At 71.8% G+C, this 17,179-nt stretch carries 9 protein-coding genes and 2 pseudogenes; 5 read left to right on the top strand and 6 right to left on the bottom strand.

Features of this window, described 5'->3' with window-relative positions:
* Nucleotides 1-168 precede the first annotated feature (168 nt).
* The 3 genes and pseudogenes from I6A81_RS44300 to I6A81_RS34455 form a co-directional block, all read left to right on the top strand.
* A pseudogene (locus tag I6A81_RS44300) lies at nucleotides 169-726 on the top strand (DNA-directed RNA polymerase subunit alpha C-terminal domain-containing protein); the annotation flags it as partial.
* 12 nt (nucleotides 727-738) lie between these two features.
* Nucleotides 739-930 (top strand): annotated as a pseudogene (locus I6A81_RS44295) (DNA-directed RNA polymerase subunit alpha C-terminal domain-containing protein); the annotation flags it as partial.
* 72 nt (nucleotides 931-1,002) lie between these two features.
* Complete coding sequence (locus tag I6A81_RS34455) at nucleotides 1,003-5,661, top strand: NB-ARC domain-containing protein (RefSeq protein WP_307875119.1); 4,659 nt, start codon at nucleotides 1,003-1,005, stop codon at nucleotides 5,659-5,661.
* A gap of 38 nt (nucleotides 5,662-5,699) precedes the next feature.
* On the opposite strand, the gene I6A81_RS34450 is transcribed toward I6A81_RS34455, so the two are convergent.
* The 4 genes from I6A81_RS34450 to I6A81_RS34435 form a co-directional block, all read right to left on the bottom strand.
* Nucleotides 5,700-8,462: an FHA domain-containing protein gene (locus tag I6A81_RS34450; RefSeq protein ID WP_203001715.1), complete on the bottom strand. Its 2,763-nt coding sequence runs from the start codon at nucleotides 8,460-8,462 to the stop codon at nucleotides 5,700-5,702.
* Between the two features lie 208 nt (nucleotides 8,463-8,670).
* Nucleotides 8,671-9,546 (bottom strand): enoyl-CoA hydratase/isomerase family protein, encoded by an 876-nt coding sequence (locus I6A81_RS34445; RefSeq protein WP_203001704.1) that lies wholly within the window; start codon nucleotides 9,544-9,546, stop codon nucleotides 8,671-8,673.
* Between the two features lie 158 nt (nucleotides 9,547-9,704).
* The gene (locus I6A81_RS45875; protein ID WP_203001702.1) at nucleotides 9,705-10,538 is read right to left on the bottom strand and encodes an NAD(P)-dependent oxidoreductase; all 834 of its coding nucleotides are present in this window, start codon (nucleotides 10,536-10,538) and stop codon (nucleotides 9,705-9,707) included.
* 152 nt (nucleotides 10,539-10,690) lie between these two features.
* A complete protein-coding gene (locus tag I6A81_RS34435) occupies nucleotides 10,691-12,106 on the bottom strand; it encodes an ATP-binding protein (protein WP_307875117.1) in 1,416 nt (471 codons plus the stop codon).
* 291 nt (nucleotides 12,107-12,397) lie between these two features.
* Here I6A81_RS34435 and I6A81_RS34430 point away from each other — a divergent pair, with 291 nt between their 5' ends.
* Complete coding sequence (locus tag I6A81_RS34430; RefSeq protein WP_203010412.1) at nucleotides 12,398-13,708, top strand: hypothetical protein; 1,311 nt, start codon at nucleotides 12,398-12,400, stop codon at nucleotides 13,706-13,708.
* 74 nt (nucleotides 13,709-13,782) lie between these two features.
* On the opposite strand, the gene I6A81_RS34425 is transcribed toward I6A81_RS34430, so the two are convergent.
* The gene (locus I6A81_RS34425; protein WP_203003128.1) at nucleotides 13,783-14,496 is read right to left on the bottom strand and encodes an SDR family NAD(P)-dependent oxidoreductase; all 714 of its coding nucleotides are present in this window, start codon (nucleotides 14,494-14,496) and stop codon (nucleotides 13,783-13,785) included.
* A gap of 232 nt (nucleotides 14,497-14,728) precedes the next feature.
* On the bottom strand, nucleotides 14,729-15,463 hold the full coding sequence (locus tag I6A81_RS34420; RefSeq protein ID WP_203003127.1) for a TetR/AcrR family transcriptional regulator: 735 nt from the start codon (nucleotides 15,461-15,463) through the stop codon (nucleotides 14,729-14,731).
* 218 nt (nucleotides 15,464-15,681) lie between these two features.
* Here I6A81_RS34420 and I6A81_RS34415 point away from each other — a divergent pair, with 218 nt between their 5' ends.
* Nucleotides 15,682-17,043 carry an ABC transporter substrate-binding protein gene (locus tag I6A81_RS34415; RefSeq protein WP_203003126.1) on the top strand — a complete coding sequence of 454 codons (1,362 nt, stop codon included), beginning with the start codon at nucleotides 15,682-15,684 and terminating at the stop codon, nucleotides 17,041-17,043.
* Nucleotides 17,044-17,179 lie beyond the last annotated feature (136 nt).

Here is a 17,179-nt window from a genome sequence, read left to right as displayed (position 1 = left end):
GACTACGCTTGGTGGCGAGTTCGATGCCCTGGCCACCATGTCGCGACCTTGCGGGGGGACTCGTGACCGCCCTCAGCCCAGCCGGGCCGATGACAGCCTGCCTCGGATCGAGCGGCTGGAGCCGTCCCGCCGCCTGGCGGGCCTGGGTCAAGAGCGGATGGACGTAGCGTGTCGGCGTCACCTTCCGATGACGAGTGGGACGACTCGAACGAGATTTCACTGGGCCGGCAGGAACGCCTCGAGCTACTGGACGTGGTCTCGACGCTGTACGTCGACAGCGTGGCGGCCAACGTCGTGTTGCGGACGATCCACTACCCCGGAAACCAGTCACCGAGCTGGTACGGGCTGACCGCGCACCAGTGGTGGACGCTGGTCTTCAACGAGTTCGAGAAAGGCATACTCGCCAGTCCCTATAGCCGTCTTCTGGCCGCTGCCCTGAATGACTATCCACACAATCTCCGCCTGCGACGGCTCGCCGAGCCGAACCCCTCCATCCAGGACCCCGACGCATCGTCGGCTGGCGCCGACGGCAGCACATCCATGGCGTTTTACCTCCCGGTGCTGGCCGATCAGGCGCTGCCGCTCGAGACGCTGGGGCTGATGGCCCGTTCCCGCGACTGTCTCCGGCAGGCGGGTATCCACACGGTCGGCGACCTGGTCTCGCGCAGCGAGGCGGATCTTCTCAGTATCCAGGGCTTTGGCGAGGACTCGCTGGACGAGGTGACGGAAAGGTTGCAAAACCTGGCGCTGCCGATCGAGGAGCTGGACCCGACCATCCGCACCTACAACCTTCTCAAGCGGGAGGGCATCCACACGACCGGCGACCTGGTGGCGCGCACCGAGGGTGCCCTGCTCGGCATCCGCAACCTCGGCCCGAAGTCGGTTGACGAGGTACGGAGCAAGCTGGGTGGCCTTGGCCTGCGGCTGAAGGTCGCCCAACGGGCGGAAAGGATCGTTCCGTCCCGTGATCTTCTCCCGTCGCTACCCGCGACGTATGTCTCGGTGGACCCTGAGCTGGAGGCGATCCGCGCCCTGCTGACGCCCGAGGAGGGCGCTGCCGTCGTCGGGCTGACCGGAATAGCGGGCGTCGGAAAGAGCGCGCTCGCCCGCGCGTTGGTCCATGACGCGGCGGTGGCGGCGGCATTTCTGGACGGGATCGTGTGGGTGACCGCCGGCCAGACCCGGGATCCGCGGGAACTGCTCGCGGAGGTGTTGGCCGCGTTCGGGGACACGGAGACTGTCGCCAGCGTGGCCGAGGGAGCCCGCCGGCTGCTGGATCTGCTCGAGGGGACCAGATGTCTCCTGGTACTCGATGATGTCTGGTCCGCCGATGCTCTCCATGCGGTGGTGACGGGCGGCAGCGCTCTGACAGTGCTTTTCACAACACGCGTCAAGACGCTGGCGTTAGACGCCGGCTATACCTACTTCGGTATGGGGCGGCTACCGGCCGAACCGGCGAGGGTGGTGCTTTCCAGCCACGCCGGTTGTCTTGCCGCGGACCTGCCGCCCGAGGCGGACAGGTTGCTCGCTCGCTGTTCCGGCTGGCCGCTTGCGCTCGCGGCGGCCGGGGCGGCGGTTCGTCGCGGGCACCGATGGGCGGACGTCGCGCAGGAGTTCGAGGAGGAGAACCCCCTCGTGCCGACGGTCTTCGACGACTACTCGTACACGAGCCTGTGGGAGGCGCTCGCGCCGAGCCTGGCGTGGCTGTCCGAAGACCAGGCGCGACGGTTCGGCGAGCTGGCGACCTTCGAGGGGTGCACGCAGGTACCGGCGGAAGTCGTCGTGCGCCTGTGGGGTCTGACATCCGGTATGGATCTGAGTAGCGCTCGCGACCTGTTGGCGACGTTTGAACAGATGTCGCTGCTGTGGCACCGCGGGATGGGGGAGCAGGTCGGCTTTCACTCCCTGGTCCTGTCGCTGATCGGCGGTCCTCCCGGCGAGTCCGGCCGCAGCTATGAGAACCACCGGAAGGCCCGGGTCGAAACCCTGAACGGTCGGCTGGCGGCCGACTTCCTGGACCGCTGGGGTGGGCTGCCGGAGCTGCCGCACCTGCCCGCCCCGGCCGAGGACGCGCCGGACCCGGCTGACCGGTACCGCCTCGAGGAGGTGGTACGCCATCTCGGAAAGGCGCGCCGGCCGCACGAGGCGATGCAGGTTCTCACGGCATATCGCGCCCGCTTCGGAGAGGAGAACCCACTTACCCGCCGGGCGGCGGCGCAGTTCAGTGCCGCGGCCGGCGGGACGGCGGCGCGGGACGCCTTCGACCCGGATGCACGGGTGGTGGCGATCCGGCGGCGGCTGCTGGCGGCGGACTGGGAGCGGGACGCCGCGGCGGTTCGAGACGATCTCGCGCAGGTCGTCGCCGGACTTGAGGGTGACCGGCGCGACCGCCTGGTGGCGGAGTTCGGGTTCCTGCTGGACGACGAGCTCCGGGACGTGGTGTGGGCCGAGCCCCAGCGACGACGGTGGATCCTGGGTGTCTGGGCAGCGCTTGCGACGGGTAACGACTTCTCGCTGGATTCCACCGCCATCCCCGTCGCGGCCACGGGTGTGTCGTCACCGCCCGGCGAGCGGGTGGCGCCCGAGCGAACGCCGTCGGTAGGTGATTCGGAGCCGCGGGACGGCCGCGAGGGCGACTCCGTCGAGGAGCGGCTGCTGGCTCTGCTGCAACTGGTCTTCACGATGGTGCCGGCGGAGGGAGAGGCCGTCCTCAACCTGCTGCGGCGGCAGGACGCGGGAACGCCGCAGTGGCACGACGCCCGGTTCGACAGCGTGGCCGCGGGGCGATTGCACCGGAGATGGGCGACCTGCCATGCGGAGATCAGCGATGTTCCGGGTCCGCTGACGCTGCGCGACGTCGCCGGACGGCTGGCCGAGAGCGAGGAAGGCGCGGCCGGCGCCGGAGTCGACCAGTTTGTCATCCTCGCGCCGCGGGCGGACCCGACCGACGAGCTGCGAGCCCGGGTGCGTCGCTGGAACGAGGGCCACAGCTATCCGTTCGAGGTCCAGATCTGGAGCCCGGAGAACGGCCTGCGGGAGCTCTTCGCCCTGGACCCCGCCGTCTACGAGGCCATCTACGGCGAGCCATACCCCGGGCCGACGCCCTCGCGTGCCGAGGTCGTCGGCCGGTGGCGCGCGCTGCTGAGGAAGCCGGTCAGATTCCCGGCGGCCTGGCGCGGCTATCTCGTCGACGACGCCCTGCACTGCATCTCCGGTGAGGACCGTGCCCGGTTCCGGGAACTGCTGGGTGACTTCGTCGAGCCCGAGGCGGCCGACGAGAACGGGATCCGGCTCGGGTGCCCCCTGGAGACCGAGGTCCGGGCCTGGCTGCGCGACGGGAGCAGGGAGGCCGGCTCGCTGCTGCTGCTCGCCGAGTTCGGCGAGGGCAAGAGCTTCTTCACCTACCTGCTGAGCAGGCGGCTCTCCGCCGAGGCGCTGCGTGAGCCTGACATCGGCTGGATCCCGCTGCGGCTCGCGCTGAAGGATCTGCGCAACGTCCGGGACGGCCGCGAGCTGTTGGAACGACGCCTCGCGGAGATCGGCGCCACTGTCGCCGAGTGGTGGGCGCTGTGCGACAGGTACCGGACCCTGGTGATCCTCGACGGATTCGACGAGATGTCGGTGCGACTGGATCCCGCCTCGCTCCGCGACAACATCAACAAGCTCGCGGACTGTCATGAGCTGTTCTCGCGTTCCAAGCTGCTCATCACGTCGCGGACCCAGTTCTTCGAGCGTCAACGCGACCAGCAGCGGTTCCTCGACCGGGTGGGTGGCCCGCGGATTCTCCGGCTGGCGCACGCCGCGCGTGGTCAGGTGCTGGAGCACCTCTCGTCATACGCGCGGAAGGTCGACGCGGAGAAGAAGCTCAGCCGGCTCGCGAACCTCTACGACCCGATCGGGCTCGCGCGGAAGCCGCTGTTCCTGGACATGATCAAGGAGGCTCTGCCCGAGCTGCCGGACGACCACTTCGACGAGCTGGTGCTCTACCGGACATATGTGGAACGCAGCATTCGCCGCAAGATCGAGTTTCTCGCGGACGACCAGGCGGAGGTGACGCGCACAGAGACCATCGACAACCTGCAGGCGATCCTCGAGGAGATCGCGACCCATCTCTATCTCGAGGAGAGGACCTATATCGAGCTCAGATCGCTGCGGCTGCCGGACGGCGGGCTTGCCGAGAAGCTGTGGCGGATGAGCGACGGAACCGTCGCCCCGGTCGACACCGACGCCGCGGACGACGCGCGGGCGCGGATCGGGATCAGGTCGTTGCTCAAGCCGGTGCACGGCGTCGACCAGGACTGCTGGCCGGTCGACTTCTTCCACCGGTCGATGCGTGAGTACTTCTTCGCCCGCGCGGTCCTGCGCGCGTTGCGGCAGGGCGACGCCCGGCGGATGCTCGCGCTCGCGCCGCTGCAGCCGGAGGTCACGGATTTTCTCAAGCTCATGATCGGGGACCTTCCCGAGCCGGACCGGGATCGGGTCCTCGCGCATCTGCTGGGGCTGGCCCGTGGGGCGGTTCGAGGTGGCAACCCGGGCAGCCTTGGCGGTAACGCGATCTCGCTCCTGCACGCCGTTCGGCTCGATCTCCCACGCGCGGACTGGTCGGGCCTCGACCTTGACTATGCCTACCTCGCCGGCGCCAACCTGCGCGGGATGGACTTCCGCGGCTCGTCATTGCGCTATGCCAACCTCGACAACGCGGACCTGCGGGACGTGGACCTGCGCGACGCCGACCTGACAGGCGTGCGGCTCGAGGAGACCGCCCGGGTACTGACGCTGTCGCGGACAGCCGAGGGCGAGACCGATGGCAGCGGCGCGGTCTACGCGTTCTACAGCGACAACAAGCTCCGCAGGTGGCGGCTTGTCCTCAAGAGCCGGCTGGACGTCGACTCGTTCGCCCGGGAGCTGCCGAACGACATCCAGGGCGTAGCGGTCGGCCCGACCGGCGAGCTGGTCGTGCTCGCCGCCGCTGGTCTGGAGATCCATCTGCCCGTCCACGACAGGCTGCTCCTGGCGTCACGCTTCCGTCCGCGTATGGACCTGCGCAGCCTGCGCGACGCCGGTGCGGACCTGCTGCTCAGCCTGGAACGGCCAGCCGGGCCCCACGTGCTGCGGTATGACCCGGTCGGCAGGTCGATCGTGCTCGCGCTGGCGAGCAAGGGGGTGGGCTGTGGCGCACTTGTCGACGGTGACACGACGGCCGTGGTGCCCTGGGGGGACGGCCGTCTCGCGCTCGTCCGCCGGGTGAATGGTGGTTCGGCGCAGCACGTCACCCTGCTGCCGACCGAGCGGGTCACCAGCTTCGACGTGCTGCCCGTCCAGGGAACCAGGCCGAGTTTGATCACCACCGGTCACGCCGACGGCACGGTCGCGCTGTGGAGGATCAGTACCCAGCCGGGCGGTGACCTCCTGGAAGCGGTCTGGTCCGAACGGCCGCACCAGGCCGCGGTGACGGCTGTGCTGTTCTGCGGTGACCGCTACCTGGTCACCGCGGGTGCCGACCGCACCATGACACTGTTCGGGCTGTCCGGCCGTGCCGCGCTCGTCGGCAGCCGTCCTCTCGCCCTCACACTCCAGTGTGCCGGCGCCAGGATCGACGGCGTCACCGGCGAGCGCGAGCGCAGGATCCTCGCCGCGGCCCTCGCCAAGACCGTCTCCTGACCGGTGGGCGCGCGGTGTCGGGCGTCGCCGCGCGCCGGCTACCGGCGGCGGGCGACCCGGGGGTCGAGGCGGCGCAGCAGCAGGCCGGTGGCGACGATGCTGACCACGCTGATGCCGACGAGGCCGCCGAGGTCGAGCAGATAGGCCGAGGTGGTGGGCTCGAAGAACGGGTCGGCGACGGTGCCGGGATTCAGTCGTTCGTTGCCGAGCATCTGGATGCGGATGATGTCGGTGACCGAGGCGCAGGCGGCATAGCCCCAGCGCGCGGGGAAGATGAAGCTCAGCTGGTTGAGACCGACCTTGTCGGCCAGCGGCATGAAGGCGCCGGTGAACAGCAGCTGCGACATCGCGAGCAGCACCAGCATCGGCATCGTCTTGTCCGCGTTGTCGACCAGCGCCGAGATGACCAGGCCCATCATCGCCGACGCGACGGTCGCCAGCGCGACGACGATCATGATCTCCAGCAGGGGGACGCCGGTCAGCACGCCATCCGGTGGGGTGCGCCCGGCGACGCCGACCATCGTGAAGATCACGGCCTGCGCCGTGACGATCAGCGTCAGCACCGCCACCTTGGAGCCGAGGTAGGCGGTGATGGACAGGCCGATCCCACGTTCTCGGCGATAGATCTCCCGTTCCTTGACGATCTCGCGGACGGAGCTGGATGCCCCCAGGAAGATCCCGCAGAGCACGAGTACCAGCAGTACCAGCGCCGCGTTCCGGTTCGGCTGACCGTCGGCCATCGCGGTCAGCTTCATCGATGGGTCGATGATTCGGGGGATCACACCGAGGACGAACGGATAGGCGATCAGCAGCCGCAGGTAGGACCGGTCGGAAGCGATCACCCGCAGGTAGCGGCGGGAGAGCGTGAGCATCTGCGACAGCACCGACTGCTGGCGCAGGCCGGGCATCTCCGGGGGAACCGCCTGCGGCACCCGGGCCGAGCTGTGGACGTAGTAGGGCGAGGCCCGGTAGCGGCGGGCGAACGCCGCGGCGCCGCGGACCGTCCCGAGGGCGCGGAACGCCTGCGACCAGGTGGACGCGCCGAGGAACGGCAGGGCGTGCTGGGGCGGCCCGAAGTAGGCGACGCGCCCGCCCTTGGCGAGCACGAGCACGTAGTCGCACAGGTCGAGCTGGGCGACGCTGTGCGTGGTGACGACGACCGTCCGGCCGCCGTCGGCGAGCCGGCGCAGCGACTCCATGACCTCGAGGTCCAGACCCGGGTCGAGGCCGGAGGTGGGCTCGTCGAGGTAGAGCAGCGTCGGCTGGGTCAGCAGCTCCAGGGCGACGCTGGTGCGCTTGCGCTGCCCGCCGGACAGCGTCTTGACCTGCCGGTCGGCGAGGTCGACGACCGGGCCGCCCTGGCCGTCCGGCGCGGCCGGCGGCCCTTCCGGCGGCCCCAGCTCGGCGTCGGTGAACCCGTCGCCGGCCAGGCCGGCGAGCAGGTCGAGGCCGAGGTCGCCGCTCCCGGTGAGGCCGAGCTCGGCGAGCACCGCCTCGATCCGGGTGCGCCGTTCGTCCTTGGTGGTCTCGGCGGGGAAACGCAGCTGGGCACCGTACTCGAGGGCCTGGCGGACGGTCAGGGTGGTGTGCAGGATGTCGTCCTGCGGGACGTAGCCGATCCGGCGGCGCAGCTCGTCGTACTGGGCGTACAGGTCGCGTCCCGCGTAGCGCACGGTGCCCTCGGTCGCGGGCCGGAAGCCGGTGAGCGCGTTCAGCAACGTCGACTTGCCGGCGCCGCTGGGGCCGATGACCGCGAGCAGGGCGCTGCCGGGCAGCCGGAACGAGATGTCGTGCAGCAGCCGGGTCCCGCCGATGTCGACGCACAGGCCGTCGACCTCGAACTTGACGTCGCCGGTGTCGAGGTACTCGACGAGCCGGTCCAGCTCGACGGAGAAGATGTGGTGCCCGATGGCGATCAGGTCGCCGGGCCGCAACGGAGTCCGGTCGACGCGCCGGCCGTTGACGAACGTGCCGTTCGCCGAGCCGAGGTCGACGATCTCCAGGCCGCTGCGGCCGAAGAACAGCTCGGCGTGCTCGCGCGAGGCCAGCAGGTCGCCGACGATGATGTCGTTCGACAGCGCCCGCCCGATCAGCATGCGCCCCGGGCGCAGCGCGTGGGTCCGGCCGGCCTCCGGCCCCGTGGGCGGCAGGCCCGGCCCACTGGCCGGCTGGTGAGGCGGCATCATCGGCCCGGTCTTCGGCCGGTGGTCGCCCACCCGCAGCGTCATCTGGTCGTGGTGCTCGCTCGCGTCCGCCGGGTCCGGCGGCGGCTGGGCCTGGGGCTGGTCCCAGCCGGGAGGCCCGACCGGCGCCGGCGCCATCGGGGGGCCGGGCGCCACCGGGGGGCCGGGCACCATCGGAGGCACCGAGACGACGGTGGACGCCGGGGGGCCGACGGGAGGCCGGATGGCGGGAGGAACCGGGGGGACCGACGGCGCCGGTGAGGCCTGAGGGGCGGCCACCGGGACGGGCGGGTTGGCGGCCGGGACGGGCAGGGGCGTCGGGTTCGCCTGGCCGGGGAGAAGGGTGATCTGCGGGCCGTTCGCCGCGCCGAGGCTGAGCAGGACCGTCCGGTTCAGGGCGACCCGCTGCACCCGCCGGCCCTCGGCCCACGTCCCGTTGGCGCTGATGTCCACCGCCGCCCAGCCGTCCTCCGTCGGCTCGAGCATCAGATGGCGCCGGGACACCCGCGGGTCACCCAGCCGCAGGTCGGCGCCGGTGCCGCGGCCGACGACGAACGGCCGGTCCGGTGGCACGATGACCACCTCTATGCCGTTGCTGATCCTCAGCTCCGCCCGCATCGCGTCCCTGGCTCCGCCCGCATCGCGCTCCGATCCTGCCGTCGCGATTAGGAAGGCTATTAGGCGGCGGGATCAGATGCGGCGGTTTATCGGTAAATCCGAAAGTCTCCTTCTGTCACAAATCCGACTAACGTCACACGGCCCGGACGGGGGCCGCCGGCCGGGGTGCGCGGGCCGGCGACCCTACCTGTCCTGCGTCTCGGACGCGTCAGCGCTCCCAGGACGGGACGGCATACCGGGGCTTGAAACCGAACCTCGCGGCCCTGTTCAGGAAGTCCGGGGAGTACGACAGGCTGGTGGTCGCCAGCCGGTCGATGTGCCGCTGGACCGTGCGGTCCTGCACATCGGCATACATGTCGATGGTCAGCTTGGCGACACCGAGGACCTCGGCCGGGATGGTCGTCAGCTCGCGGCAGAACGCGTAGACGTCGTCCATGAAGGTTTCAGCCGGAAAGACCTCATGCACAAGCCCGATCTGCTTGGCCTGCTCGGCTCCGACCCGCTTGCCAGCCATTGCCATCCACTTGCCCCACGCCGGCCCAACCAGCCTGGTCAGCCGGCTGGTGCCGCCGCTGCCGGCGATGATCCCGATGTGGACCTCGGGGACGCCGAACTCGGCCTGGGGCGTACAGAAGCGAAAGTCGCAGGACACCGCCATCTCCACCCCGGCGCCGAGGCAGGTCCCGTTCGCGGCGATGATGATCGGCTTCTCGACCGACTCCAACTCGTCGTAGAGCAGGTGGTGGCTGCGGTAGTCGCGCCGCAGGTTCCAGCCGGGGTGCACATGCTGGGTCTCCGGATTTCCCGGCCGGTTGCCCACCGGCTGGGACAGGTCCATGCCGGCGGTGAAGTACGGCCCGACCCCGGTGATCACCAGGCAGCGCAGGTCGTCGCGGTCGGCGAGCAGGTCGACCGCCTTCCAGAGCAGCTCGGTGACCTGCGCGCTGATCGCGTTGCGCTTGTGCTGCCGGTCGATCGTGAGGGTGAGGATGCCGTCCTGCTCGGTCAGCCGGGCGTCCTCCTCGCCGGTCGCGGGCGTCGGCTGAGGCTGGCTGTCCTGGGGCTGGCTGTCCTGAGGGCTCACGGCTCTCCTTGGCGCATTCGGTGTTCCTGGACCGGAGGCGCGCTACCTGTCGAGCGCCTCCGGGGGCACGGGGCTTCGCTGCTGTCCTGCCGCCGCCGGCCTGGGGTGTTCGTAACGCGTCACCGCAGGTCGGATCAAGTATTTCGTATACAGAACGGCTAGCCGACGGCCGGCGGCGGGTTCGTCAGCGTGGTCAGCGTTCCCCGCGCCAGGTCCGCGAGCGCCCTCGGCGCGGCGGCGCTCTGGGCGTCGGCGACCTCGAGCGTGATCCGCACGTCCTTCTCGAGCAGGGCCGCGGCCCCGCGCAGCCCGGTGGTGTCGAAGCCGGACGCCGCCAGGATCGCGGCCGCCCGCGAGCCGCCGCTGCCACCCGCCAGCACCGCGGCCGCCGCCGCCCGGTCGATGCCGAGCCGGTCGGCGAACGCGAACGTGTCGAGCGCGAGTCCCACCTGCGCGGTGAACACGAAGTTGTTCAGCAGCTTGGCCAGCTGCCCGCTGCCGAGCGGGCCCAGATGCAGCAGCGGATTGGCGAAGGTCTCCAGCACCGGGCGGGCGCGCTCGACGTCCTCGGCGGCGCCGCCGGCCATGACGAGCAGCCCACGCGCGGCCGCCGCGCCGCCCCCGCCGCTGACCGGCGCGTCGATGACCGCCACCCCACGCTCGCCGGCCGCTTCGGCGAGCCGCCGGCAGGTGTCCGGGTGGATCGTCGAATGGATCGCGACCAGCCCGCCCGGCGCCATCCCGGCGAGCACCCCGTCCGGGCGCAGCAGCACGTCCTCGACGTCGGCGTCCGCGACGACACAGATCCCGACCACGTCGCTGGCCTCGCCGAGCTCGGCGGGCGTCCGGGCGACCTTGGCCGCGGTGTCCGCGAACGGCTCCGCGGAGGCGGCGCGGCGAGCCCAGATCGTCAGCGGGTAGCCCTCGTCCACGATGCGGCGGGCCATCGGACCACCCTGACTGCCCAACCCGATGAACCCGACTCTCGTCACCGGTCACGTCCCTTCAGCTCGCGTGACGGCGCGCGGGGGCGGCGCCGGACTTCTATGCCTGCCTACCGCTCCGGCCCCGGCCGCGCATCCGAACGGCCCGGCGCGACCGGTGCCAGCCGGCCAGGGCCGTCGCCGCCGGCCCCGCGGCGGGGTCAGCCGGTGCTGAGGGTCGCGCGGACGGTCGCGAGCAACACGCGCTCGGAGAACGGCTTCTCCAGCAGGACGACGCCCGGGTCCAGCCGGCCCTGGGTGGTCAGCACCGGGTGGGCGTAGCCGGACATGTAGGCGACCCGGATGCCCGGGAGCAGCGCGCGGATGTGGTTCGCCAGCTCCCGGCCCTGCATCCCAGGCATGATCACGTCGGTGACCAGCAGGTCGACCGGCTCCCTGGCCCGCTGCCGGCTGGCGACCAGCGCGATCGCCTCGGCCGCGCCCGGCGCGGTCAGCACCCGGTAGCCGTTGCGGACCAGGATGCGCCTGGTCACCTCACGCATCGCGTCCTCGTCCTCGACGAGCAGGATCGTCTCGCCGCCCCGGCCGCCACCGTCCTCCACCGGAACCGGCGTGTCGACCCGCGCCGCCTTCTCGTCGGTGGCGGGCAGCAGGCAGGTGACAGTGGTGCCGACCCCCTGCTCGGAGGCGATCTCGGTGTGCCCGCCGGCCTGGATGATGATGCCGTACACGGTCGCGAGCCCGAGGCCCGAGCCCTCGCCCTTCGGCTTGGTGGTGAAGAACGGCTCGAAGACCCGGCCGATCAGGTCCTCCGGGATGCCGACCCCGCTGTCGCCCACCCGCAGCCGCACATGCGGGCCCGGCGTGAGCCCCACCCGGGTCGCCGCGGCCTCCTCGTCGACATCGACGTTGGTGGTGTCGATGGTCAGGACGCCGCCGCGCGGCATCGCGTCGCGCGCGTTGACCGCCAGGTTCACCAGCACCTGCTCCAGCTGACCGCGGTCGGCGAGCACCGGGGCCAGGTCGGGCGCCAGGCGGATCCGCAGCCGCACGTGCTCGCCGACCGCGCGCAGCAGCAGCTGCTCCAGGTCGACGACCACCTCGTTGAGACCGAGCACCGTGGGCTGCACGGTCTCCCGCTGGCCGAAGGCGAGCAGTTGGTGGGTGAGCGCGGTCGCCCGGTCGGCCGCGCGCTGGATCTGCTCGACGTCGGCCAGCACGGCCTTCCACCGGGCGCCGTCGTACTCCGCCGCGGCCGCCGCGACCTCCTCGGCGACGAACGAGGCGTAGTTGATGACAACAGCCAGCAGGTTGTTGAAGTCGTGCGCGACGCCACCGGCGAGCTGGCCAAGGCTTTCCAGCCGGCGCGCCTCGTGTAACTGCTCCTCGAACCGGCGCCGCTGGGCGTGGGCGCGCCACCGTTCGCCTTCGGCCTGTTCCTTGAGCCGTTCGGCGACGTCGCGGATCGCCGCGGAGACGACCGGGCTCTCGCCGGCCCGCGGCGGGCCCGGGGTGATCCCGGCCGGAAACCCGCCGTCGTCGTCAGCTGACTGGGCGATCGCGGCGAGTAAGTCCTGCGTCTCCGCCGTTGGTCTTCGCTTTGCCGCGCGCCGCATTCCTACCCCGTGTCGCCGCATTCTGACGCGTCCCGCGAACGGCCGCCGGGAACCAGGCGACCTCCGGTGTCACCGAGCTCCCGCGGGGTCCGACGCGAGTCATCCGGAATCTTAGTAGGGCCTTTTTTCCGGCCACACCGGCTCCGGTTGCCCGGGCGTCGCCGCGGGCGGGGCGCCGGCGGACGGCCGGCCCGTGCCGGTTTGTTGCCGGTTCGTGGCCGATTCGGCATTCCCAGGGCGACGCGGGCGGTCAATGATGGTGTGGTCCAGACGTCGATCGACAGGTGTGCCGTGTCCGAGCCCAGCTGGCCCAAGCCCGAGCAGCGGTTCCCGTCCGAGGGGACGCCGTCGTCGCCTCCTCTCGCGGACGTCGACGACTTCGACGACGCCGACCAGACGGTGCTGCTCCCGCCCCCGGCGGTCTCGCAACCGGCGTCCCCGCCGTCGGTGGAGTCGTTCACCGGCCCGCACCGCGTGGTGCCGTCCCCAGGCCCCGCGCCATCCCCGAGCCCAGCGGCTCCTGGCCCGCCGCCGCGGCCCGGACCGCCCCCGTCGCCGTCGCCCTCGCCGACCCCGTGGCCTGCGCCGCCGGGGCCGCCCGCGGCGGCGCCGCCGGCCCATCCCGGCGCCGCCGCGCAACCGTCACCGGGCTATCCCGGTTCCGCGGCGCGGCCGCCGGCGCCGCCGACCTTCCCCGGTTCGACCGCGCAGCCGTCACCGCCGCCGGGCTACCAGGTTTCAGCCGCGCAGCCCACGCCGGCGCCCGGCTACCCCGGTTTCGCCGCGCAGCCGCCGGTGCCACCGGGCGTCTCGGGTTATGCCACGCAGCCGTCGCTGCCGCCGGGCCTTTCCGGTCCCGCGGCGCAGCCGTCGCCGCCACGCGGCTATCCCGGTACCGCGCCCCAGTTCCCCGCCCTGACGCCGGCGCCGACTCCCTCCCAGCCCTGGGCGCAGCCGCCCACCGGCCCCATACCCCTGACGGGACCGGTTCCCCCACCGCCGCCCCGCCGCGGGTGGGGGGAGCTGCCCCTCGTCGACCAGGTCGTCGCCGCGCTGGCCGCGGCGCTGGTGCTCGCGGCGGTGATCCTCACCGCGCTCGCCCCGGTCTACCCCCCTCGGGGACAGACGGCCAAGGACTTCGCGACCGGCAACCCACCGCCCGCCGCCGCCGTGCCCTCCGCGGCGCCGCCGGCCGGGCCCACCGCCGTCCCCTGGCGGGGGCCGGGGGCGGGCCCCACGTCGTCGGCCGGCGCCGCCGCGCTGCCGAGCGGCATGGTGGGCACCTGGTCGGGCACCCTGACCCAGTCCGCCACCGCCGACCGGGCCGAGGAGAAGTACAACGTCACGCTTACCCTGCGGGGCGGCGAGGTCGGTGACGTGGTCGGCACGTCGAACTACCCGACGATTCCCTGCGGCGGTGACCTGGTTCTGGAACAGACAGGCACCAGGGTCCAGGTGACCGAGCAGATCACCACCGGAACGGAGAACTGCGCGGACGAGGTGACGGTCTTCCTCGAGCTCGAATCCACCGGCACCCTGCTCTACCACTTCGACGACGCCGGCTTCGGCGCGGGCGACGCCGTGCTGACCAAGCAGCGGTAGCGCCGTTCCCGCGGTGGCCGCCCACGGTGGCGGGCCCACCGTGGGCGCAGGCCCGCTGTGGCCAGCGGGTGGCGTCAGCCCCGCGCGGTGAGGCCGCCGTCGACCGGGATCACGGCGCCGTTGACGTAGGAGGCTTCGGGGGCGGTGAGCGCGACGATCAGGTGGGCGACCTCGTCGGGCCGGCCGTAGCGGCCGACCGGGACATGCCGGCGCGCGTACGCCGCGCGGTCCGGTTCGGGGATGCGTTCGGTCATCCCGGTGAGGATCGGCCCCGGGCAGACCGCGTTCGCGGTGACGCCGAGGCGGCCGTAGTCGACGGCCAGCGAGCGGGTGAACCCGATGACCGCGTGCTTGGTGACGCTGTACGGGCCGAGCCCGCGGCTGGCGGCGAGCCCCTCGACGGAGGCGATGTTCACGATCCGGCCGGCGCCGCCGGCGACGAGGTCGTCGAGGCAGGCGCGCACGACGAGCATCGTGCCGGTCAGGTTGACGTCCAGCGCCCGCCGCCAGGTCCGCACGTACTCGTCGTCGGTCGGCAGCCCGCGGGCCGAGACGCCCGCCGCGTTGATGACGACGTCGACGCGGCCGAGGGCCGCCCGCGCCCGCGCGACGGCGGATCGCACCGCGGCCTCGTCGGTGACGTCGACCGGGCCCAGGTCGGCCTCGCCGACGCCCTCGGCGCCCGCGCGGTCGATCGCGGCGACCCGCGCGCCCTGGGCCGCCAGCAGTTCGGCGGTGGCCCGGCCGATTCCGCTGGCCGCGCCGGTGACGATCGCGACGCGCGTCACGCCGCCACCCCGTGACCGGCCCCGCCGACGAGCGCCACAACCATCCTGGCCGTACTCACCGCGCCTCCGCCCGGGGGTCCTGGCCGCGGCCGGTCGTCGCCCGCGTCGCTCGCGCCCGAACCGCGGATGCTCTCGGGCACGCGCCTTTCGTCTGGATGAAGCGTCTGGACGAAGGTAGTGGGCCGGCCCGGACGGCACCACTGATGCCGATGCCCCGCGTCGAGGCCGGCGCTCAGCCGTCGGTGGGCTCCTGGCGGCTGGCGCGGGCCTTCTCGAGCCCGGCCTGGATGCCCGCGACGAAGATGTCGGTCACGACGCGGTGCTGTTCGTCGAGGTCGTAGACCCTCATCAGGGCGGACGCCGGGTCGGCATCCGAGGTCGCCTGGTGGGCGGCGTCCGTGCCGGGCGGGTCGGGCTTGACCCGGTAGACCAGGCCGGTCGCGCCCGGGACCGGCTCCATCCGGTTGACCGTGCGGATCGTGGCCTCGGCGCGGGCGTAGCCAAGGATGTGGAACAGGGTGGCCTTCGTGTAGGCGGCGGCGTCGGCGTCGGCGAACCCTGCCTGCCGCATGATGGCGAGCGCCTCTCTCGTCCAGCGGCTGACGGCGCGCGACGGAATCGGGGAGATCAGGTCCAGCACGTGCGGATGCGCGAGGAGCTGCTCGCGCGCGGCCGTCATGAACAGCCGCAGCCGACGCTCCCAGGTCTCGCCCTCGTCGGTGTCGATCATCATGCTCGACAGCACCCGGTCGACGACGCCGGCGAACAGCGCCGCCTTCGACCCGACGTGCCAGTAGATGGTCGGCGCGCTCACGCCAAGCTGCTCCCCGAGCCTGCGGATGGTGAAGCCGGAGACACCGTGCTCGTCGATGAGGGCCAGCGCCGCGGTCAGGACCGCCTCCGCGTCCAGGCCGACGGGCAGGCGGGAGACCGGCTGGCGCTCCCCGGCGGCTTGACGATGTGACACACGCCGCACTATAACGTCCGTAGACCTATAGCGTTAATAGAGAGCTCGCCGCGTCTCGAGCCGTCCGCCCTCGTTCCACCGGCCGGCACGTTGACTGACGCGCCGGCCGGGCGATCGCACGCGTTCACGGACAGTCAACGACACCTGCTCCCGCCCGGCCTCGCGCGGCCTCCCGGTCCCGCCCGGTCCGGCCGAGGCAGGCTCTCAGGGAGGCACACATGCGACGCGCCAGCCGCGTTGTCACGGTCTTAGGAATGGCCGCCGTGCTCGGGATCGCCGCCTGTAGCAGCGGTGATGACGGAAGTACCGGCGCCGGCGGCGCCGGCGTGGTCTCGGCCGACCCCGCCCTCTCCAAGGAGGGCCCGGACCACGGCTGGAGCCAGACGAACGTCGAACTCGACCCAGCGTCGCTCAAGTGCCAGGGGGCGGCGAAGAACCCCACCCGCGGCGTGACCGACACCTCGGTCAAGATCGGCGGGCTGGCGTCGCTGACCAGCCCGGCGGGCACAGCGTTCGGCGACGTCGACAAGGGCGCGAAGGCCCGCTTCGACCGGGCCAACGCCGAGGGTGGCGTCGCCGGACGGAAGATCGACTTCATCGGCGCCCGGGACGACGGCACCGACTCCGCCCGCACCCTCGCCCAGGCCAAGGCCCTCGTCGAGCAGGACGAGGTGTTCGCGGTGGTCCCGGTCTCGACCACGGGCGGGAACTACCTCGACGTCTTCTGCGCCGACGTGGTCCCCTTCTTCGGCTGGGGCACCACTCCCGCGTACTGCGGCAACGTCATCGGCTTCGGGATCACCGGCTGCCAGGCTCCGCCGCAGGGCGGGCAGCGCACGGTGAACACCGGTACGGCGGCCTCGGTCGCCAAGCTGCTCCCCGCGGGGGCCGCGAAGACGCTCGCGCTGGTCGGCACCGACAACGAGGCCGCCCGCCAGGGCAACATCACCGTCGGTCAGGGCTTCGAGTCCGGGGGCTTCAAGGTCGTCTACCAGGAGTCGCCGATCCCGGTCTCCGGCCTGACCGACGCGACCGCGATCGTGAACGGGATCATGACCGCCGACGCCGGGAAGCCACCGGCCGTGGTCTTCGCCGTCGCCCAGTTCGCCGACGACGTGAAGCTCCTCTCCGCGCTCAAGGCGGCCGGCTACGAGGGCGTCCTCATCACGCCGATCTACGACCCGCGCCTCTCCGGACTGCCTGACATGGACGACACCTACGCTCTCGCGCAGTTCGAGCCGGGCATCGACACGAAGGTCCCGGCTGTCGCGCAGATGGCCAAGGACTTCGAGACCTACGCTTCCGGCACCGCGATGAGCCTGCCCGCCACGTCCGGCTACTGGGCCGCCGACATGTTCATCAAGGCGCTGGAGAAGACCGGCCGCGACCTCACCGTCGACAGCCTGTTGAAGACGCTCAACGGCGGCGACTACGTCAACTACGTCGAAGGCGCGGTGGCCGAGACCCGCTGGCCGCTCAACCACATCGCCTCCGCCCCCTGCGGGACGCTGGCGCATCTGAAGGACAAGACCTGGACGGCGCCGCCCCTGAGCTGCGGCGTCATCACCAAGGCGCCCTGACCAGGCCGAACCTGGTCGAGGCGCTCCGCCCCGCGCCCGTGAAGCCGCCGTCGGCCCTGTGCCTGTCACTTATACACATCACCGAGCCCACCAGACAGGCAGAAATAACCAAAGCCCACTTCTGCATGCAAAAAAA

Source organism: Frankia nepalensis, from assembly GCF_016786325.1.
GTDB classification, from domain to species: Bacteria; Actinomycetota; Actinomycetes; order Frankiales; family Frankiaceae; genus Pseudofrankia; species Pseudofrankia nepalensis.
The sequence above is the reverse complement of the archived record's forward strand: the minus strand, read 5'-3'. Positions and strand labels throughout refer to the sequence as shown.